Source organism: Dyella koreensis (assembly GCF_044904565.1).
Classification (GTDB): Bacteria; Pseudomonadota; Gammaproteobacteria; order Xanthomonadales; family Rhodanobacteraceae; genus Dyella_D; species Dyella_D koreensis.
Window position 1 is genome coordinate 89,693 of sequence record NZ_JADIKD010000011.1, and the last position, 21,088, is coordinate 110,780.

Annotated in this window: 16 protein-coding genes; 6 read left to right on the forward strand and 10 right to left on the reverse strand. The window is 63.4% G+C overall.

Annotation, left to right across the window (positions count from 1 at the left end; translation table 11 throughout):
- Positions 1–16 precede the first annotated feature (16 nt).
- Positions 17–2,845: a TonB-dependent receptor gene (locus ISS97_RS12450; protein WP_379983829.1), complete on the reverse strand. Its 2,829-nt coding sequence runs from the start codon at positions 2,843–2,845 to the stop codon at positions 17–19.
- Positions 2,846–3,014: 169 nt separating this feature from the next.
- Between ISS97_RS12450 and ISS97_RS12455 the strand changes: the two genes are divergently transcribed.
- Both ISS97_RS12455 and ISS97_RS12460 read left to right on the forward strand, forming a co-directional pair.
- Positions 3,015–3,692 (forward strand): response regulator transcription factor, encoded by a 678-nt coding sequence (locus ISS97_RS12455; RefSeq protein WP_379983830.1) that lies wholly within the window; start codon positions 3,015–3,017, stop codon positions 3,690–3,692.
- Positions 3,679–5,034, forward strand: coding sequence for a sensor histidine kinase (locus ISS97_RS12460; RefSeq protein WP_379983831.1), 1,356 nt, complete (start codon positions 3,679–3,681; stop codon positions 5,032–5,034). The genes ISS97_RS12455 and ISS97_RS12460 overlap by 14 nt, the downstream gene beginning before the upstream one ends.
- A 9-nt stretch (positions 5,035–5,043) precedes the next feature.
- Here ISS97_RS12460 and ISS97_RS12465 read toward each other — a convergent pair whose 3' ends face one another.
- On the reverse strand, positions 5,044–5,622 hold the full coding sequence (locus ISS97_RS12465; RefSeq protein WP_379983832.1) for a Fe-Mn family superoxide dismutase: 579 nt from the start codon (positions 5,620–5,622) through the stop codon (positions 5,044–5,046).
- Between the two features lie 30 nt (positions 5,623–5,652).
- Positions 5,653–7,059, reverse strand: a complete 1,407-nt coding sequence (locus tag ISS97_RS12470) for an MFS transporter (RefSeq protein WP_379983833.1) — start codon at positions 7,057–7,059, stop codon at positions 5,653–5,655.
- 84 nt (positions 7,060–7,143) lie between these two features.
- Between ISS97_RS12470 and ISS97_RS12475 the strand changes: the two genes are divergently transcribed.
- Together ISS97_RS12475 and ISS97_RS12480 are read left to right on the forward strand one after the other, a co-directional pair.
- Positions 7,144–7,818: a helix-turn-helix transcriptional regulator gene (locus ISS97_RS12475; RefSeq protein WP_379983834.1), complete on the forward strand. Its 675-nt coding sequence runs from the start codon at positions 7,144–7,146 to the stop codon at positions 7,816–7,818.
- A 113-nt stretch (positions 7,819–7,931) separates the two neighbouring features.
- Positions 7,932–9,992: a M13 family metallopeptidase gene (locus ISS97_RS12480; protein ID WP_379983835.1), complete on the forward strand. Its 2,061-nt coding sequence runs from the start codon at positions 7,932–7,934 to the stop codon at positions 9,990–9,992.
- A gap of 105 nt (positions 9,993–10,097) precedes the next feature.
- Here ISS97_RS12480 and ISS97_RS12485 read toward each other — a convergent pair whose 3' ends face one another.
- From ISS97_RS12485 to ISS97_RS12510, 6 genes are read right to left on the reverse strand one after another with little or no spacing between them, the layout of a single operon-like run.
- Positions 10,098–11,342: an aminotransferase class V-fold PLP-dependent enzyme gene (locus ISS97_RS12485; protein WP_379983836.1), complete on the reverse strand. Its 1,245-nt coding sequence runs from the start codon at positions 11,340–11,342 to the stop codon at positions 10,098–10,100.
- A gap of 39 nt (positions 11,343–11,381) precedes the next feature.
- On the reverse strand, positions 11,382–12,701 hold the full coding sequence (sufD, locus tag ISS97_RS12490; protein ID WP_379983837.1) for a Fe-S cluster assembly protein SufD: 1,320 nt from the start codon (positions 12,699–12,701) through the stop codon (positions 11,382–11,384).
- Positions 12,698–13,465, reverse strand: coding sequence for a Fe-S cluster assembly ATPase SufC (sufC, locus tag ISS97_RS12495; protein WP_379983838.1), 768 nt, complete (start codon positions 13,463–13,465; stop codon positions 12,698–12,700). The genes sufD and sufC overlap by 4 nt, the downstream gene beginning before the upstream one ends.
- A gap of 2 nt (positions 13,466–13,467) precedes the next feature.
- On the reverse strand, positions 13,468–13,917 hold the full coding sequence (locus tag ISS97_RS12500) for a lysozyme inhibitor LprI family protein (RefSeq protein WP_379983839.1): 450 nt from the start codon (positions 13,915–13,917) through the stop codon (positions 13,468–13,470).
- On the reverse strand, positions 13,914–15,386 hold the full coding sequence (gene sufB / locus ISS97_RS12505) for a Fe-S cluster assembly protein SufB (protein ID WP_379983840.1): 1,473 nt from the start codon (positions 15,384–15,386) through the stop codon (positions 13,914–13,916). The genes ISS97_RS12500 and sufB overlap by 4 nt, the downstream gene beginning before the upstream one ends.
- Entirely contained in the window at positions 15,383–15,844 is a 462-nt protein-coding gene (locus tag ISS97_RS12510; RefSeq protein ID WP_379983841.1) for an SUF system Fe-S cluster assembly regulator, read from the reverse strand. The genes sufB and ISS97_RS12510 overlap by 4 nt, the downstream gene beginning before the upstream one ends.
- A 240-nt stretch (positions 15,845–16,084) precedes the next feature.
- Between ISS97_RS12510 and ISS97_RS12515 the strand changes: the two genes are divergently transcribed.
- Both ISS97_RS12515 and ISS97_RS12520 read left to right on the forward strand, forming a co-directional pair.
- Positions 16,085–16,423 carry a P-II family nitrogen regulator gene (locus tag ISS97_RS12515; protein WP_379983842.1) on the forward strand — a complete coding sequence of 113 codons (339 nt, stop codon included), beginning with the start codon at positions 16,085–16,087 and terminating at the stop codon, positions 16,421–16,423.
- The gene (locus tag ISS97_RS12520) at positions 16,413–17,768 is read left to right on the forward strand and encodes an ammonium transporter (RefSeq protein WP_379983843.1); all 1,356 of its coding nucleotides are present in this window, start codon (positions 16,413–16,415) and stop codon (positions 17,766–17,768) included. Before ISS97_RS12515 ends, ISS97_RS12520 begins: the two co-directional genes overlap by 11 nt.
- Before the next feature lie 203 nt (positions 17,769–17,971).
- On the opposite strand, the gene ISS97_RS12525 is transcribed toward ISS97_RS12520, so the two are convergent.
- Positions 17,972–21,088 carry an efflux RND transporter permease subunit gene (locus ISS97_RS12525; RefSeq protein WP_379983844.1) on the reverse strand — a complete coding sequence of 1,039 codons (3,117 nt, stop codon included), beginning with the start codon at positions 21,086–21,088 and terminating at the stop codon, positions 17,972–17,974.

A 21,088-nucleotide genomic window follows, 5' to 3' on the forward strand; every position in this document is an offset into this window, starting at 1 on the left:
GTTAGAAGAGAGATGATCAAAGTTTCAGACGCACGCCGGCGGTGTAGGTCTGTCCGTAGAACTCGCGCTGGATCGGACGGCCGCTGCCCGGACCCTCAGTGAACTTCAGGCGCGTATCGGTCAGGTTCTTGGCATTGAGGAACACCGACCACTGTTCGTCGATCGCATAGCTCGCACCGAAATCCAGCGAGAACCGGGGCTGCGAACAGATATCCGTCGCCGCCGAGCTGCCCACGCCGAAGATGTTCTTACTGACGTAGTAGGCGCCAAGATTCACATTGAGTCCGCCCAGGTCATAGAACAGCGCGAAGTTGCCGGTGTTGCGCGACGTCGAAGGCAACTGCAGATGCTCGCCAGGGCGGATCTCGCCGCTTGAATCGACGAAGGTGTAGTTGGCCGCCATACCGAAGCCGGCCAGCCAGCCCGGCAGCGTGGCGAACCGCTGCTGGTAGTTCAGCTCCACGCCACGCGCATGCGCGCTGCTGAGGTTGGCGAAGGTGAAGACCTTGGCGGCGCCAGTGAATCCGGCGAACAGTCCATTGTTCGGGAAGGTCACGCCGACCTCTTCCTTGTTGATGATGTAGTTGCTCAACTCCTTGTCGAACACGCCCACCGAAGCGATGCCGCCGTTATCCAGGTAGTACTCCAGCGACAGATCGAAATTGTTGCTGGTGGTCGCCTTGAGGTTCGGATTGCCCTGGGTCACGTTGTCCGCGGCGGGATCGATCAAGGTCGATGTGGTCACCTGATTGAAGCCCGGCCGCGCAATCGTCTTCGAATAGACCGCGCGCGCCACCAGGCCCTCGCTCAGTTCATAGCGCAGCTGCACCGTGGGGAAGAAATGGTTGTAGCTATGATTCACCGCAATCGGCACAGCGCCGCCGAACTCGCCCGTGTTCGGATCGACCAGGACCTGATTGCCACCGTAGGTGGCCATGGTCCGCTCCCAGCGCACACCGGCCAGCACACCCAGCTTGTCGATCGGCTTGAACTGATACTGGCCATAGATGGCGTAGACGTCTTCCTTGCCGTTCGACGCACCCTGCGCTTCGCTCTGCGCATCCGCCAACGGGTCGTTCTCCGTAAACAGCTCCGGGTGGGTCACATACAGATTGCGTAGCGCCTCGGCATTGATATTGGGACCGTTCTGGTAGTGATCCTTGTAGTAGCTGATCGGCTGCCCAGAAGCGAACTGGCTCAGCGACAGCGCCGGCGGGGTTCCACTGAAGCGCGTGATCTCACCGTGGCGGGAACGCTTGCGCGCGCTGATACCGAATTTGATGTTCTCGTCACTGCCTTCGAAATAGCTGGTCGGGATGGTGACGTTGAACGCGCCCGTGTATTCCTGATCGTGATCGTGCTCGGTGCTGTTCTGGAAATTGCCGAACGTATAGCCCGAAGGGTCCAGCGGGTTCGCATTGAGATAGCCGAAGCGCGGATAGCGCGGGTCACTGATGTTGTCGTAAGCCACCGCCGCCGCGTTCGGATTGGAGAACGTGCTGTTGTGATCGAACGGCTTGTTGTACGAACCGAAGGTCGCGGCCAGCAGGTAGTCGATCTTGAAACTCTGGAAGTGGTTCTCGCCGCCGATGGTCGCTACGCGCGTATCGATGGTTTCCTTCTCGTCGCGCAAGGTCTTGTCGAAGGTGACATTGGGATCGATGAAGCCATGCGCATTCGCCGGATCGGCGGTGACCGAGCCCGTACCGCCGCCAAACATGTTGTAGGTCAGGCGCTGGCGGTTCACCGACTCGGTATAGCCCGCGTCGAAGTAGCGCGCATACCAGCGGTTATCGTCATCCGGCTGGTAGTTGAGCTCGCCACCGTAGCCGAGACGGCGGCGGTGGTAGCGGTAGTAACGCTGCTCGAAATCGTTCATCACCTTGTCGGGCGTGCCGTTGGCCTGGTCGTCCGCATACGAGCCTTCGATATCGTCGACGCCGCGCTTGTCTTCGTAATAGGCCACGGTGCCGATGAAGCTGAAGGCATTGCCCGGACCGAAACGGCCGCCACCGCTGAGCTGATAATCCTTGATCCCCGTGCTGCGCAGGCTTTCGTAGCCGGTGCCCAGCTCCACCTCCAGAAACTTGTCCCGGCCGGGCGGCACCTGCTTGGGCGTGATCTCGATCGTGCCGCCCAGCGCTTCGGCGTCCTGGTCGGGCGTATTGGTCTTGGTCACGGTGATCGCACCGATCAGGCCGGTGGGGATCGAGTCGAACGCCACCGCGCGTCCACCGCCCATCGGTGAGGCGACGTTGGTGGGCGGCAAGCGCACGCCGCCGAAGGTGGCACCGTTGAGATCGGCATCGAGACCGCGAATATTTACGAAGCGGCCTTCGCCGGTATCGCTTTCCAGCGAGATGCCCGGAATGCGGCGCACCGCCTCGCCCGCGTTGACGTCGGGCAGTTTGCGGATCTCCGTCGCCGGCTGCACGTTGACCAGATTCGGCGCGTCCTGCTGGATGCTGCGCGCCAGTTCCAGCGGCGTGGTCTGCGCAGTGACCCGCAGACCCTGCAAGGTTTTGGCGGTGCCACCGAATTCCACATCCTGCTCGATGGTCTGGCCGGCATGCAGAATCACCTGCCGTTGCAACGGCGCCTGACCGGACGCGCTGACCATCATGGTGTAGTTGCCCGGGTCCACACCGTCCAGTTCAAATTGGCCGTCCGGCCCGGTGACCACAGTGCGCCCCGATTCGCTCAACACCACCTTGGCCCCCGCCAACGGACGGTGATCGCTCTCGACGACGCCCTTGAGCGCCGCCGAACCCGCCGCATGAGCCAGCGTCGCTCCAGTCAGGGCGGCGACGCCCACGAGAAAACTGCCTGCATGTTTACGAGCCATGGAAAAAAACCTTCGTTGAATGAGCACAGCCGGTCTGCGCTGTCATCCAACCGAAACTAGGGAGGTGCTATGACCATGGGGATGCAGAGGGCTTACCGATCCGTAAGGAAGCCCGGTCATGGACGACTTTCGCGACGAGCCTCACACCACCCACCACGGAACGCCGCCCATGAAAATCCTGATCGTCGAAGACGATCGCGACACCGCCGCGCATATCGCCGCAGGCCTGCAATCGAGCGCGTCGCATATCGACAATGCGCGCGACGGCTACACGGGCCTGACCATGGCGGCACGCGAGCATTACGACCTGCTGGTGGTCGACCGCATGCTGCCGCAGCTGGACGGCCTGTCGATGGTGCGCGAACTGCGCCACGCGGGCCGCGAGACGCCGGTATTGATGGTCTCCGCCCTGGGCGAAGTCGACGCGCGGGTCGAGGGCCTGGAAGCCGGTGCCGACGACTACCTGGCGAAACCTTTTGCGATGATCGAGCTGCGCGCGCGCCTCGCCGCGCTGTCGCGTCGCCCGCACATGGCCGAGCACCCTACGTTATTGCGCGTCGCCGACCTGGTATTGGACCGGATCACGCGCGAAGTGCGCCGTGCGGATCGCGCTGTCGAACTCCAGCCGCGCGAATTCCGCCTGCTGGAATACCTGATGACACATCAGGGACGCGTAGTGACGCGCAGCATGCTGCTTGAACACGTGTGGGAATTTCATTTCGATCCACAGACCAGCGTGATCGAAACGCACATCAGCCGCCTGCGCAACAAGATCGACCGCGGCTTCGAGCAGGAACTGCTGCACACCGTGCGCGGTGCCGGGTATTGCCTGCGTGCTGCGGACTAGCCTGCTCCGCACGGCCGCGTTCCGCATGGCCATGATCCAGGCCGCGCTGTTCGCGGCGCTGGTCGCGGCGCTGCTCGGCATTGCGTGGTGGAGTGTCAGCGACTACGCGGAAGCGCAACTGCGCGCCGACGTGAAGACCGATATCGCCAGCCTGCTTCAGGCCGCTGCCGACGGCACACTGACTCAGCAGATCCGCCAACGCGTCGCAGTCATGCCGGTAGGACCAGACTACTACCTGCTTGCCGACGCCACGGGGCACCGCCTCGCGGGCAACCTCGCCTATCGTCCGGCCAAGGTGGGATGGCATACCGTGCCCCTGCAGGGCGCACTGGGCGAAGACAATAGCGACGCCGACATCGTGCATCTCTATGTGGTGCGGCTGGCCGACGGCCGCTGGCTGGCTGCCGGCAGCGACAACCGCAGCGTTGTCGAGCTGAGCGAATTGCTCAGCCAGCGCTTTCTGGAAATCGGCGTGCCGGCCATCCTTCTCGTGCTGCTGATCGGCGGCATCGGCGGCTGGCTCTACCTGCGCCGCATCGATGCACTGGGCGAGCTGGCCGAGCGCGCACTCGAAGGCGACACCGAACTGGTGATCGCCCCTTCGGGCAAAGGCGATGAATTCGATCGCCTGGCCAACCGCCTCAACCGCATGCTGAGCCGCATGCATGTGCTGATGGACGGCATGCGACAGGTTTCAAACGATATCGCGCACGACTTGCGCACGCCGCTCACACGCATGCGCCAAGGGCTGGAATCCAGCCTCGATCCGCGCGTCGACGAACAGGGGCTGCGCGATGGCGCGCAGCGCGCGCTAGAGGAAGTGGACAGCCTGCTGGCGACCTTCCGCGCGCTGCTGCGCATCGCCAGCGTCGAATCGCGGCAGCGGCGCTCCGGCTTTGAAGACCTGGATCTGTCGGCCGTCTTCGACACGCTTGCGGAAACCTATCGGCCGGTGGCCGAAGATCTCGGACAACATTGGTCCGCACGCATAGAAAGCGGCCGCCGCCTGCACGGCGACCGCATCCTGCTGACCCAGATGCTGGCCAACCTGATCGAGAATGCATTGCGCCACACGCCACTCGGATCGCATATCGAGCTGAGTCTGAGCGGCACGTCCGAACACGTCATCGGTCGCGTGATCGACAGCGGCCCCGGCATTCCCACCGAAGCACGCGAACACGTACTACGTCGCTTCGTACGGCTGGACCGCAGTCGCAGTACACCCGGTAGCGGACTTGGCCTGGCCCTGGTCGCCGCCGTTGCCGATCTGCATGGCATCCGCCTGACACTCGGCGATGCCCAGCCCGGGCTCACAGTGGAGCTCGGCTTTCCCGCGGTGTAGCAGACGCGCTCAGGCCAGATTGTCGCTGGCGAATTCCCAGTGCACGAGCTGCCAGAACGCCTCCAGATATTTCGGACGGGCGTTGCGGTAGTCGATGTAGTACGCGTGCTCCCACACATCCACCACCAGCAGCGGACGATCCTCGCCGGTCAACGGCGTCGCCGCGTTGCCGGTGTTGACGATCGCCAGCGCGCCATCCGGGCGCTGCACCAGCCAGGTCCAACCCGAACCGAAATTACCGGCGGCGGATTTGGCAAAGTCTTCCTTGAACTGCGCGAACGAACCGAATGCGTGCGCAATGGCATCAGCCAGCTTGCCGCTGGGCTCGCCACCGCCGCGCGGACTCATCGAGTTCCAGTAGAAGCTGTGGTTCCAGATCTGCGCAGCGTTGTTGAAGATGGCGCCGGAGGAGCGGCGGATGATGTCCTCCAGACTCATCGACTCAAACTCGGTGCCCTTGATCAGGCTGTTGAGGTTGGTGACGTAGCTCTGATGATGTTTGCCGTAGTGGTATTCCAGTGTTTCAGCGGAGATATGCGGCACCAGGCCATTGCGCTCATAGGGCAAGGGAAGCAGTTCGACAGCCATCGTCGGGGTCCTTTCATTGGGGGGAAAACATTACGAAGCGCGCGGTGCGGCCCGCCGAGCGATGGGCAAGGCACACGCCACCAGCACGGCAAACACACCGAACACCCACAGCGCCGCCGAGCGTGCGCCGGCTACACCGCCCGGATCGCCGAGGCCGGCGGCGTTGGCGATCAGTCCAGCCAATGCAGCGCCCAGCGACATCGCATAGAGCTGCACCGTCGAGATCGATGACGAGGCCAATGCGCCCTCGTCCGCCGGCGCCGACGCCAACAGCGCGGTGAGCAGATGCGGCCACGCCAGCCCGATGCCGAGACCGACACCGGCCAGCACCAGGCATAGCAAGACGAAGCCCGCGCCCTGTTCGAAACCGCTCGGCTGCTGCAGCATCCACGCCAGCAAGGCCAGCGACAGCGCCATCAACAGTGGCCCGATGCGAATGCTGGTTGTGGCGAAAGCACCGCTGCGCCCTGCGCTGAGCATCGAGCCGAAACTCCAACCGCCCGCCATCACCGCCGTCAGATAACCCGCCACCAGCGGTTCATGGCCGTGAATCACCTGCAGGAAATACGGCACGAAGATCTCCGCCGTACTGCCGATGACCAGCAGGCTGAGCACCCCGTAGATCGCCCGCAGCCGCGATGGCGCATAAGCGCCGGTCGGCAGCAGCTTCGCGTCAGCGCGACGGTCCAGCCGCACGATCCATACAGCGAGCGCCAGGCCGGCGACCACGCCCACCGTCTGCATACCGCGCGACGCACTGAGACTCGCCAGCGACACGGCGAGCACCGACAGCGCCAGCAAGGCCAGCCGACCACCGGGCACACGCGTCTGACTACCCGCCGATGCGCCCGCCGGCAGCCACACCGACACGATCACCGCCAGCACCAGCACGGCGGGCAGCAGACACCAGAACGCCGCGCGCCAATCGCCGAGCTGCGCGAACACGCCACCGATAGCCGGCCCGGACAACGTAGCAATACCCCACATCGCCGACACCAACCCCATCGCGCGTGACCACAACGAAGGCTCGAATACCTGGCGGATCAGCACATAGGCCAGCGACACCAGCACACCGCCGCCCAATCCTTGCAGGCTGCGCCCCACCAGCATCCACAACATGGACGTGGCACTGGCGCAGACCAGCGTGCCCACGGTGAACACACCCAGCGCCAGCAGATACGCCCCTTTGCCGCCGCGCCGCGCGGCCAGCGTTGCCGCCAGGGTGGCGCCGATGATCGAGGCGATTACGAACAGCGTGGTGTTCCATGCGTAGTAAGCGAGGCCACCGATGTCCGCCACGATCGACGGCATGATGGTGGTCACCACATAGACGTTGATCGCGTGCAAGGCGGTGCCACCGGCGAGGGCAAGCGAGCGGACGCCATTGCGTCCCGAGAGGAGATCCGCCCAGGAGGCGGATTCGGCAGTAACGGACATACGACCTCGACAATGCGCATCATGCGCGCCTAATATCCAAGCAACGACTTGCATATTAAGCCGAAGCCCCGGAATTAAACAAGTATGAACTTGGATAATAAAATCGATCCGCCTGCCGAACGCATCCTGCGTCAGCTGAAAACGCAGGGGCCGCAGGGCACCACGGCGCTCGCCGAGACGTTGGACATCACCGCGGAGGCGGTGCGCCAGCAAGTGCAGAAGCTGCTCGACGATGGCCTTATCGCCGGCCAGCAGGAGCGCGCCGCCGCTGCCGGCCGGCCACGCCAGCTGTGGTCGTTGACCGCGGCCGGCCACGCGCGCTTCCCCGATGCGCATGCGCAACTGGCGGTCGACCTGATTGCCTCGGTGCGCGCATTGTTTGGCGATGCCGGCGTGGATCGCCTGGTCGACGCCCGTCGCGACGACAATCGCCGCGCCTATCTCGAAAGCATCGGCAACGCCCGCAACCTCGGCGAGCGTGTGCGGCGGCTGGCCGCGATCCGCGAACACGAGGGCTATATGGCGCGAGCCGAACGCGATGGCCGCGACTGGCTGCTGATCGAAGACCACTGCCCCATCTGTGCCGCCGCGCAGACCTGCCAGGGTTTCTGCCGTGCCGAACTGGAACTGTTCCGCGACGTGCTGGGCAACGATGCGCAGGTGGTCCGCGAGCAGCACCTGCTGGCCGGCGCGCGGCGCTGCGTCTATCGCATCAGCCCGCGCCGACCGGTGGCAACCCCGGTACGGCTGCAGGACTGATTGTCGAGAGTGACCTTCGACACTGCCACCTTCCCCTACCCCTCCCTAGCCTGCAAGATCGGCGGATAGCGCGCTGCGCTTGGCCGCCCGTAGACCGCACCCAGGGAGAACTCATGAAAAACCGCATCGTCAAACCGTTGGCCAAACCCGTAGCCAAATCCATGGCATGGGCCGTTGGCCTGGCCTTGTGCACCGGCGCTATCGCCGGCCCTTCCGGCAACTTCGACGTGAAGGAGCTGGACAAGAACATCGACGCCTGCGCCGATTTCAACGGCTTCGTCAATGCGAAGTGGGTGGCCGCCCATCCGATTCCGGCCGACCGCACACGCTGGGGCTCCTTCGACGCCCTGCGCGAAGACAGCCTCAACGTGCAGCGCGGCATCGTCGAAACCGCCGCCAGCAGCGCCGCCAAGGCCAAGCCGGGTTCCATCGAACAGAAGATCGGCTACCTCTATGCCTCCGGCATGGATGAAGCGGCCATCGAGAAGGCCGGCTTCGATCCGCTCAAGCCGCAGCTCGCACGCATCGATGCGCTGAAGAGCAACAAAGACATCGTGGCCTACATCACCGACAGCTATGCCAAGGGTGATGGCGTGGTGTTCGGCTTTTTCGGCAATGCCGACTTCAAGGACTCCAACAAGCAGATTGCCTACGCCAGCCAGGGTGGCCTGGGCCTGCCCACCGCCGACTACTACAGCAAACCTGACTTCGCGAAAATCCGCGACGCGTATGTGGCGCATATCGCGCGCACGCTCGAACTCACCGGCGTGAGCGCAGCCGACGCGCAGTCGCAGGCAAAGGCAGTAATGGCTTTCGAGACGCGCCTGGCCGCTGCCTCGCTAGTGCCGACCGAACTGCGCCAGCCGGAGAACCGCTATCACTACGTGAGCATCGCCGATGCCGACAAGGTAACGCCGCACTTTGAATGGGCCGCCTTCTTCAAGGCGCAGGGCGCGGATGTGAGGGACGGCTTCTCACTGTCGCATCCCAAGTTCTTCACCGAGTTCGACAAGATGCTGGCCGACGTCCCCGTCGCCGACTGGCAGGCCTATCTGCGCTTCCATGCCATCGACGGCGCCACACCGTATCTCTCCAAGGCATTCCAGCAGGAAGACTTCGAGTTCAACGCCAAGACGCTCAATGGCCAGAAGGAAATGAAGGCGCGCTGGAAGCGCACGTTGGATACCGTCAACGAAGGCATGGGCATGGCGCTGGGTGAGCTTTATGTCGCCAAGACGTTCTCGCCCGATTCCAAGCAGCGTGCCCAGGCGCTGGTCGACAATCTGCGCGTGGCCTACAAGTCGCGCATCGAAAAGCTCGAATGGATGAGCGACGCGACCAAGCAGAAGGCGCTGGAAAAGTGGGCCAGCTTCACGCCCAAGATCGGCTACCCCGACAAATGGCGCGACTGGAGCGGCCTGCAGGTGAAGCAAGGCGACTATTACGGCAACGTGATGTCGGCCGCCAAGTTCAACTATGACTACCGCATCGCCAAGATCGGCAAGCCGGTGGACCGTACCGAATGGGGCATGACGCCGCAGACCGTGAATGCCTACTACAACGCGCAGAAGAACGAGATCGTGTTCCCGGCGGCCATCCTGCAGTCGCCGTTCTTCGATGCCAAGGCGGACGACGCGCTCAACTACGGCGGCATCGGCGCGGTGATCGGCCATGAGATGGGCCACGGCTATGACGACCAGGGCAGCAAGTTCGATGCCCAGGGCAACAACGTCAACTGGTGGACCGACGGCGACCGCAAGGCATTTGAGGCACGCACCGACAAGCTGGCCGAACAGTTCAACGGCTATGAAGCGCTGCCGGGCAAATTCGTCAACGGCAAGCTGACCATGGGCGAGAACATCGGCGATCTCGGCGGCCTCAACGCCGCTTACGATGCGCTGCAGATGGCACTGGCGAAGAACCCTGCCGAGGCGAACAAGAAGATCGACGGCTACACCCCGGACCAGCGCTTCTTCCTCAACTGGGCCCGCGTGTGGCGCGGCAATATCCGCCCCGAAGCGCAGCTGACCCTGCTCAATACCGATCCGCACGCGCCGGCGCAGTTCCGCGCCATTGGTGCCCCGTCGAACATGCAGGCCTTTGCACAGGCATTCCAGTGCAAGGCGGACGCGAAGATGGTCCGCTCAGGCGATAAACAAGTGAAGATCTGGTAAGCGCGGGCTGTCCATGACGCATGAAAAAAGCCATGGGTGCGAGCCCATGGCTTTTTTCTTTTCGGAGCGGATGGTGGTGACGGCCGTTACAAAGCCCCCAACCGGTCACATCAGCAACGTACGCACCTTGAGCAACGCCGTCACGAAGGCATCCACCTCTTCGCGCGTGTTGTAGAACGCCAGCGAAGCCCGCAGCGTGGCGGGCACGCCGTAGAACTTCATCAGCGGATGCGCGCAGTGATGGCCGGAACGCACCGCCACACCCTGCAGATCGAGCAGGGTCGCCAGATCGGTGGCCTGTGCACCTTCGATCAGGAACGAGATGACCGGCTCCTTCTCCTTCGCTTCGCCGAACAGGCGCAGACCCGGGACTTCGCGCAGGCGATCGGTGGCATAGGCCAGCAACTGTTGCTCCCAGGCGTGAATCGCCTCGAAGCCGATGGAGTCGTAGTAGTCGATCGCTGCCGACAGGCCGGCAAAACCGGCGATGTTCGGCGTGCCCGCCTCGAAGCGATGCGGCGGCTCGGCGAAGGTAGTGCCGTCGAAACTCACCTCGCGGATCATCTCGCCGCCACCGAAAAACGGTGGCATGGCCTGCAGCAGTTCCTTGCGCGCCCACAGCGCGCCGGTGCCTGTGGGCGCCAGCATCTTGTGGCCGGTCAGCATGTAGAAATCGCAGCCCAGCGCCTGTACGTCCACCGGGCGATGCGGCACCGCCTGCGAACCATCGACCAGCAACGGAATGCCACGCTTGCGGCATTCGCGCGCCAGCTCGCGAACTGGATTCACCGTGCCCAGCACATTGGAGACATGGGTGACGCAGGCGAGCTTCACTTCCGGCGTCAGCAGCTTGACGAATTCCTCCACGATCAACTCGCCGCGCTGATCGATCGGCGCCGCCTTCACCGTGGCGCCACTGCGCTGGGCGATGATCTGCCAGGGCACGATATTGGCGTGATGCTCCATCACCGTGGTGACGATAGCGTCGCCCGGCTGCAGCTTCGGCAAGGCGTAGCTGTAAGCCACCAGATTAGCGGCTTGCGTCGTACCCGAGGTCAGGACCAGCTCGTTGCGCGAGGTGGCGTTGATGAAACGAGCCAGCTTGTCGCGCGCGCCTTCGTAGGCGGCCGTGGCTTCCTCGCCAAGCTGATGCACAGCGCGCGACACATTGGCATTGTGCAGGCGGTAGTGATCGTCCACCGCCTCGATCACGCTCAGCGGCTTCTGGCTGGTATTGGCGTTGTCGAAATAGATCAGCGGCTTGTCATGCACGGTACGCGCAAGCAGCGGGAAATCCGCGCGGACGCGCTGCACATCGAAAACGGTCGGTAGCTGTGCTTGTGCATTCATCGCTGTATTCCATGAATCCCGGACGCCCAGGTGTCGGGCTTATTCGTTCGGCAGGTGCGCCAGCAGCAGGCCGGACACGTGTTCCCGCAATGCATCGTTCGGCATCGACTCCAGCACGGCGCGACAGAACGCCGCCGTCAGCAGGGCGCGAGCCTCCGCCTGCGGAATACCGCGCGAACGCAGATAGAACAGTGCGCGCTCATCCAGCTGACCGACGGTAGCGCCATGCGCCGCCTTCACTTCGTCGGCGTAGATTTCCAGCTCCGGCTTGGTGTCGATCTCGGCCTGGCCAGACAACAACAGGTTCTTGCTGCTCAGCGAGGCATCGCTGCCATCGGCGCCCTCGGCCACCACGATGGCGCCGCGGAATACACCGCGCGAACGCTGGTTGGCCACGCCGCGCCAGACGGATTCCGAGGCCGTATTCAAAGCCTGATGACGAATGGCCAGTTGCGTATCCACGTGCTGGCGACCGTGCAGCGCAAACACACCGCGCGAATCGAAGCGCGCCCCGTCACCCACCAGCTCGGCGTGCAGATCGTGGCGCACCAGTGCGCCGCCCAGTTCCAGCACATGCAGCATGACCTGCGCTTTCGCGCCGAGATGCAGGCTGCTGCGCCGGATCAGGCTGCCGCCTTCGGCGGCGTCCTGCAGCAAGGTGTGCTTTAAGCTCGCACCGTCGCGCAACACGATGTCGCCCACTAGGGTGGCCATGTGTCCCTGTTCGCCGACGGAGGCGTGGTGTTCGACCATGCTCAGCTCGGCACCTTCGCCGAGCTCGATCACGTGACGCAGATGCCAGCCGTAATCCGCTTCGGCGGTTGCGCCAATGAACAGCAAGTGCAACGGCTGCGCGATCTTCATGCCCGCGGCGACCCGCAGGACCACGCCATCACCGGCAAGCGCGGCATTGAGGCGCGCGAACGCGTCGCCGGCTTCGCGGTAGTGACGCGTCAGTGCGAAGCGCAGCGATTCGGCGTCGCTGCGCAACGCCTGCGACAGCGGCAACAGCGTCAGGCCGGCCGGCAGGTCAGACAGCGATGAGAGATCGGCACGAAACACGCCATTGACGAAGACCAGTCGCGGCCCATCGATGCCGGGCAGCAAGAATGCAGCGAGATCCACCGCACGCGTGGCGGCCTGCTCGTCGCCATGCGCAAAGCTGCGCTGGCCCAAGGCGCGCAGCGCGGTGTACTTCCAGGCCTCTACCCGTGTATCGGGCAGACCTTCGGCTTCAAACGCCGCGAGATTCTCGCGCCGTGCCGCATTCAGCCACGCGATATCGCTGCCCGGTAGCCGCTCCAGCGCCGCCGATGCGAGCAGCGACTCGACGAACGGCGTGCGCACCGGCTGACTCATGCCTGCGCTCCAGCCACCGGGCTGCGCTCGCCAACCCAGGCATAACCGTGCTCTTCGAGCTTCAGCGCCAGCGTCTTGTCACCGCTTTCGACAATGCGACCATCGGCCAGCACGTGCACGAAATCCGGCTCGATGTAGTCGAGCAGGCGCTGGTAATGGGTAATCATCAGGAATGCGCGCTCCGGCGAACGCAGCGCGTTGACACCCTGCGCCACCTGCTTCAGCGCGTCGATGTCGAGGCCGGAATCGGTCTCGTCCAGAATCGCCAGCTTCGGTTCCAGCACGGCCATCTGGAAGATCTCGTTGCGCTTCTTCTCGCCGCCCGAGAAACCTTCGTTCACGGCACGATGCAGCAGCTCGTCGGAGATCTGCATGATCTTCAGCTTCTCGCGCACCAGCTTGAGGAACTGCATGGAATCCAGTTCCTTCTCGCCGCGCTGCTTGCGCTGTGCGTTAAGCGCGGCACGCAGGAAGTAGGTGTTGTTCACACCGGGGATTTCCACCGGGTACTGCAAGGCGAGGAACACGCCGGCGGCGGCACGCTCTTCCGGCTCCAGCGCCAGCAGATCGCGCCCTTCGAAGATCACCGAGCCTTCGGTGACTTCATAACCATCGCGGCCGGACAGTACGTTGCCCAGCGTCGACTTGCCGGCGCCATTCGGCCCCATGATGGCGTGCACTTCACCCGCGTTCACGATGAGCGAAAGGCCCTTGAGGATGTCCTTGCCCTCGACGCGGGCGTGCAGGTTTTCGATCTTGAGCATGGTCACTTCAGTTCCGCGGAATGCTTGATGGAGCCGGCGCAGACATCGCCTTCCTGCGCGCCGTCGAGCCAGGCTTTCAATTGCTCGGTGCGCTGCTGGGTAAGACGCGCCTTGGCCTGCCCCACGCACATGGGATAGGACGAGCCGTACTGCGCGCCGGCATTTTCGTTCTTGCCTACCGGATAGAGGGCGTCCACTTCCGCATCACGGAACTGCAGCCACAGCTTTTGGGAAGCCTTGAGCTTCTCCAGAAACACCGGTTGATCCTTGTACTTGGTCTGGATGGCTTTCCAGACCCGGTTGAGCTCCTGGTCCGCCTTGGTGAAATCGCCGGCCGAACAGGCATTCAATGCGGCTTGCGAACCGGCTTGGTCGCAGGCGGCCTGCGGACCAGCGGCAAAGGCGGCGAACGGCACGGCGAACATCAGAGCAAACAACGCGATGCGCTTCATCCCACGACTCCTTCCAGAGAGACTTCGAGAAGTTTCTTCGCTTCCACCGCGAACTCCATCGGCAGCTCGCGGAACACCTGCTTGCAGAAGCCGTCGACGATCATCGACACGGCGTCTTCTTCGCTGATGCCGCGGCTGCGGCAATAGAACAGCTGGTCGTCGGAAATCTTGGAGGTGGTCGCCTCGTGCTCGACGATGGCGCTCGGATTCTTCACTTCCATATACGGAAAGGTATGCGCGCCGCAGCGCTTGCCGATCAGCAGCGAGTCGCACTGCGTGTAGTTGCGCGCACCCTCGGCCCCCTTCTCCACCTTCACCAGGCCGCGATACGCATTGGAGCTGCGGCCGGCGCTGATGCCCTTGGAGACGATCTTGGACTTGGTGCCCTTGCCGATGTGGATCATCTTGGTGCCGGTGTCGGCCTGCTGGCGATGGTGGGTCAATGCCACCGAGTAGAACTCGCCCACCGAACGATCGCCGCGCAACACGCAACTCGGGTACTTCCAGGTGATGGCCGAACCGGTCTCCACCTGCGTCCAGGAAATCTTGGAATCGTTGCCGCGGCAGTCGCCGCGCTTGGTCACGAAGTTGTAGATGCCGCCGACGCCGTTCTCGTCGCCGGGATACCAGTTCTGCACCGTGGAGTACTTGATCTGCGCACGCTCCAGCGTGACCAGTTCCACCACGGCGGCATGCAGCTGGTTCTCGTCGCGCATCGGCGCGGTACAGCCTTCGAGGTAGGAGACGTAGGCATCGTCCTCGCACACGATCAAGGTGCGCTCGAACTGTCCGGTGTTCATCGCGTTGATGCGGAAATATGTGGACAGCTCCATCGGGCAGCGCACGCCCTTGGGCACGAACACGAACGAGCCGTCGGAGAACACCGCCGAATTCAGCGCGGCGAAGAAGTTGTCGCCGGTCGGCACCACGCTGCCCAGGTACTTCTGCACCAGGTCGCCGTGCTCGCGGATCGCTTCGCTCATCGAGCAGAAGATCACGCCGGCTTCGGCCAGCTCCTTGCGGAAGGTGGTGCCCACGGACACCGAGTCGAACACCGCGTCCACCGCCACGCCGGCCAGCTTCGCGCGCTCATGCAGCGGTACACCGAGCTTGTCGTAGGTTTCCAGCAGCTTGGGGTCGACCTCATCCAGCGACTTCGGGCCTTCCTTCGGCGCGGCGTAGTAGCTGATGGCGTTGTAGTCGATCGGCGCGAGCTTGAGCTTGGCCCAGTCCGGCGTCGGCATGGTCAGCCAGTGGCGGTAGGCCTTCAGGCGCCACTCGGTCATCCACTCCGGCTCCTGCTTGATCGCGGAGAGCTGGCGAATGATGTCCTCGCTCAGGCCCGGCGGCAGGCTGGTGGTTTCGATGTCGGTGACGAAACCGGCTTCGTAACGGCGGCCGAGCGCTTCCGCGACTTCAGCGTTGTCGCGTAGCGTGGTGGCAGTGTTATCGCTGCGTTCGGCGGTCATGCGTGGGTCCTGCCTTTCAATTCACTGAGTGCCACGGTCGCAACCGGTGGGCGCGACGGCGGCTTGAGCATGTCGGCCAGACTCACCGCGCGCAGCGCGTTGTCCACCACATGACTCACCAACTGCCAGCTGCCGCGCACGGTGCATTGCGATTCGCGATCGCACTGCCCTTCGACAAGGCCGCATTCGGTCATGCCGATCGGTCCTTCCATCGCCTCGACGATCTGCGCCAGCGAGATCGCTTCCGCAGGACGCGCCAGGCGATAGCCGCCGTTGACGCCGCGGAACGACTCGACCAGGCCGGCATGGCCCAGCGACTTGAGCAGCTTGCTGACCGTCGGCAACTCCAGGCGCGCCTCGTCGGCGATCTGCGCCGTGCTGAGTACGTCGTGCGGATGGGCGGCGATGCAGGTCATCACCACCGTGGCGTAGTCGGTTAGGCGGCTGACTCGGAGCATGGGGTGGGAGCGGGATCGACCGGCTTTAATCGGGACCAAAATGGTACTGATTAAGCCGCCTTTGGTCAATGCGCCGCATTGCACCAAGAACACCCAATCCTTGCTGCCATGGCACCACATTGGCGCCTCTTGCATCCAAGATCCGAGTCAACTCACTGATTTTATTAAACCTGCCGCAGGTGCTTTCGCTGGCACGCAATGTGCTGCGTTGCGACATATCAACCGCTCGGGGAGTGCCGGATGAAATGGATTACCGCAATCATCAAACCTTTCACGCTGGATGACGTGCGACAAGCACTATCCGAGGCCGGCATCACCGGCATGACCGTTACTGAGGTGAAAGGCTTCGGCCGCCAGCACGGACATACCGAGCTCTATCGCGGCGCCGAATACGTAGTGGATTTCCTGCCCAAGCTGAAAGTGGAAGTGGCCGTCGCCGACGAACAGCTCGAACACGCCATCGAAGCCATCAGCGGCTCCGCGCGCACGGGGAAGATCGGCGACGGCAAGATCTTCGTCAGCGAACTGGAACAGGCCATTCGTATCCGCACCATGGAGGCCGACACCGATGCGCTCTGAGAAGCGGAATACCGGACACCGACTCGGCAGCCTGCTGGCACTACTTGCCATCGGAGCGCTGATGGCCACACCAGCCTGGGCACAATCCACCCCGGCCCCAACCCATATCGATAGCGGCGACACCGCGTGGATGCTCACGGCCACCATGCTGGTGCTGCTGATGACCATCCCCGGCCTGGCACTGTTCTACGGCGGCATGGTGCGCGCGAAGAACTTGCTTTCCGTCCTGATGCAGTGCTTCGCCATCACTGCGATGGTCACTGTGCTGTGGATCGTCTACGGTTACTCGCTCGCCTTCAGCAGCGAGGGGATGCAGGCCGGCGTATTCAACCTGCACTCCATCATCGGCGGACTCGATCGTGCACTGCTCGCCGGACTCAAGCCCGACTCGCGCTACCAGACCGTGCCGGAAGCAGTATTCGTGATGTTCCAGATGACTTTCGCGATCATCACGCCAGCGCTGATCGTCGGCGCCTACGCCGAGCGCATGAAGTTCAGCGCGATGCTGTGGTTCAGCGGCCTGTGGCTCACCGTGGTTTACCTGCCCGTCGCACACATGGTGTGGAGCGGCCCTGGCTCCCTGCTCGGCGATCTCGGCGTGCTCGATTTCGCTGGCGGCACCGTCGTGCATATCAACGCCGGTATCGCCGGCCTCATCGCATGTCTGGTGATCGGCAAACGCCGCGGCTATCCGCATACGCCGATGCCGCCGCACAACCTCGGCTACACCGTCGTCGGCGCCAGCCTGTTGTGGCTCGGCTGGTTCGGCTTCAACGCCGGCTCCGCCGTCGCCGCCAACGGCAGCGCCGGCATGGCCATGCTGGTCACCCAGATCGCTACCGCCGCCGCCGCGCTCGGCTGGCTCGTCGCCGAATGGATCACCCATGGCCGCCCCAGCGTCCTCGGCATCGTCTCCGGCGCCGTCGCCGGCCTCGTCGCCGTCACACCCGCGGCAGGCACCGCCGGCCCGGGCGGTTCACTCGTACTCGGCTTCATCGCCGGCGTGGTCTGCTTCTTCAGCGCCACCAAACTCAAACACAAACTCGGCTACGACGACTCCCTCGACGTCTTCGGCGTCCACGCCATCGCCGGCATCATCGGCGGCCTCCTCACCGGCCCACTCGCCGCCCCCGCACTCGGCGGCTTCGGCACCGTCACCTCGCTATGGGGACAACTGTGGATCCAGGCCAAAGGCGTCGGCTTCACCATCGCGTGGAGCGCTGTACTGAGCTTTGTCTTGCTCAAGCTGATCGACTGGACCATCGGCCTGCGCGTCGATGACGAACAGGAAATGGTCGGACTGGATATCTCCCTGCACGAAGAGAAGGCTTACAACCTCTCGTAAGCACTAAAACGCGGCAAGAAAAAAGGCCCGCAAGCGATGCTTGCGGGCCTTTTTTTCTTGCATGCACAAGCGAGCCGGCAACAGATCTCTAAAATCGAAGCGCTTCACTACTGGATCCCTGCCTACGCAGGGATGACGAAGTAGACACGGTGAGCCGAGCACTCACTCCTCCCAGCCCCCTAGGGGGAGAGGGAACCAAAGGACTACACCGAAGCGTCGAGCCGCATACGGCTCCCACCCCTCCCCTCGATCCAGTCATAAAGCACCGGCAACAACACCAACGTCAGCAACGTAGACGTCAACAACCCGCCCACCACCACCGTCGCCAGCGGCCGCTGCGTCTCCGCGCCCACCCCGCTCGATAACAACATCGGCACCAGGCCAAGAATCGCCACGCTCGCCGTCATCAATACCGGCCGCAATCGCAACGCCGTCCCACGCACCACCGCCTCGCGCACATCCAGCCCCTTGTCGCGCAGTTCGTTGAGGAAGCTCACCAGCACAATGCCATTGAGCATCGCCACACCAAACACCGCGATAAACCCGATCGCCGACGGCACCGACAAGTACTGTCCCGTGATCGCCAGCGCCACCAGTCCGCCTATCGTCGCGAACGGCACATTGGCCAGGATAAGCGCGGCATACCGCATCGAGTTGAACGCGGTATAGAGCAGGATGAAGATAAAGAAGATCGTCGCCGGCACGATCAGCGCCAGCCGCCCCAGCGCGCGCTGCTGGTTCTCGAACGCACCGCCCCACTCCGTCCAATAGCCCGCCGGCAGCTTCACCTGCTGCGCGATAGCCGCATTGGCTTCCTTCACGAAACCGTCGATATCGCGTCCGCGCACATCCATCTGGATCACCGCATAACGCTGCAACTGCTCGCGACGCACAAAGGAATAGCCTTCCGCCGTGCTGACCTCGGCCACCTTCTCAAGCGGCACGATGCTGCCGTTGGCGGAGCGCAGCGGGATCTGCCGGATCGAAGCGATGGACGCTCTCGACGCATCGTCGAGCCGCGCGGTGATATCGAAGCGGCGCACGCCGTCGATCAGGCTGCTCAACGCTTCACCACCGATGCCGTTCTTCACCACGGTCAGCACATCCTCCGCATTCAAGCCATAACGAGCCAAGGCCTCGCGATCCACACCAATCCGGATCTGCGGCTTGCCAAGATTGGCTTCCAACGCCAGATCGGCCACACCCGGTACGTTGGCAAGAATGCCCTTGACCTTCGCACTGAGCCGGTCCAACTGTCCCAGATCGTCGCCGTAAAGCTTGAGCGCCAGCGTGGCACGCACACCGGAGACCAGTTCCTCAATGCGCATCTGGATCGGCTGGGTGAAGCCGACCACAGCGGTGGGCAACTCTTTTTCCAGCGCCTCCTGCATATCGCGCTCCAGGCTTTCCAGGCTCACGCCTTTGCGCCAGGTTTCCTTCGCTTTGAGTGGCGTATAGATCTCCATGTAATTCACATCGGCCGTTTCGCCTTTCTCCGCACGGCCTATCATCGACAGCGTGGTTTCGACCTCGGGGAAATCGCGCTTGAACAGAGCCGCGATTTTGTTCGAGATGGCGATGGACTCATCCAGCGACGCCGAGGGAATCGATGTGACGCGCCACATGATGGCGCCCTCGCGTAAGTTGGGCATGAATTCCTTGCCAAGCAGCGGGAACAAGGCGAGGCTGCCGAGCAAGGCGACGCATGCGCCAGCCAGTACACCGCGGCGATGGTTCAGGGCCCAACCCAGCAGCGGCACATAAGTCCGCTTGAGCCATGCGACCAGCCAGGTGTCCTTCTCTTCCTTGGGTTTCAGCAGCAAGGCTGCCAGCACCGGAATCAGGGTCAGCGCCAGCAGCAGCGAACCCACCATGGCGAAGCTGATGTTGAACGCCATCGGCTTGAACATCTTGCCTTCGAGCCCTTGCAGACTGAAGAGCGGCAGGAATACCACCACGATGATGGCGATGGCGAAGGTGATCGGATTGGCCACCTCGCGCGCCGCCATCAACACGGCCGCGGTGCGATCCACTTCGCCGCCCTGTGCGCGCTGCTCGGCCATGATGCGGAATGCGTTCTCCACCATCACCACCGCGCCGTCCACCATCATGCCGATGCCGATCGCCAGACCGGCCAGCGACATCAGATTGGCGGAAAGCCCGGCCTTCTCCATGCCGATGAAGGCCATCAGCATCGCCAGCGGCAACGCCACGATCACCACTACCGCGCTGCGGAACTCGCCCAGGAAAAGGAACAGCACCAGCGCCACCAGCAGCGAGCCCTCCACCAGCGCACGCACCGCCGTACCCACCGCCTTGTTTACCAGCTCGGTGCGTTCGTATACCGGCTTGACCTCGACACCGGCCGGCAGGGCCTGCCGCACGGTGTCGAGACGCGCGTTGACGGCATCGACCACGCTCTTCGCGTTTTCGCCGATGCGCGCGAGCGCCTGCCCCATCACCACTTCCTTGCCATCACGGGTCACCGCACCAAAGCGCGGCGCGGGCGCCTGAGTCACCATCGCGACATCGCGCACGTAGACCGGCGTACCGTCCGTACTCTTCAGCACGATGTTGCCGATGTCCTCGGCATTGCGGACCAGCCCCAGTCCACGCACCAGGTATTGCTCGCGCCCCACGTCGACGTAGTTGCCGCCAACCTGTGCGTTATTCGCCTCCAGCGCTGCCATCACCTCGCGGAAACCCAGGCCGTGTGCGATCAGGCGGCTCGGATCAATGCGCACTTGATACTGCCGTTCGCCACCGCCCCAGGACACCACATCGTCCACACCCGGCGCAGTGCGCAGGATCAGGCGCACCGTCCAGTCCTGCAGCGTGCGCAGATCCATATCGCTGGTGTTCTGCATGGCCTTGTCGGCCCGCTCCACCGTGTACCAGAACACCTGACCAAGACCGGACGTGTTCGGCCCCATCTCCGGCTTGCCATAGCCGGCCGGCAGACGGTCGCCGACCTGTTGCAAGCGCTCGTTCACCAACTGGCGCGCGAAATAGATGTCCATATCGTCGTCGAAATAGACTGACACATAGGAAAGACCGAACAGGCTGACCGAACGTATTTCCTGCACCTTGGGCAGGCCGGCCAGCGCCGACTCCACCGGCGTGGTCAGCAATTGCTCCACATCTTCCGCGGCGAGTCCGGCCGATTCCGTGTAGACGTTGACCTGTACCGGCGTGACATCGGGAAAGGCATCGATGGGTACCTGGCGCATCGCGCGCCAGCCGAGGAAGCCGATCACCACGAACAGGATGATGACCAGCAATTTGTAGCGCAACGAGAGTTCGACGAGTCGAGTCAGCAT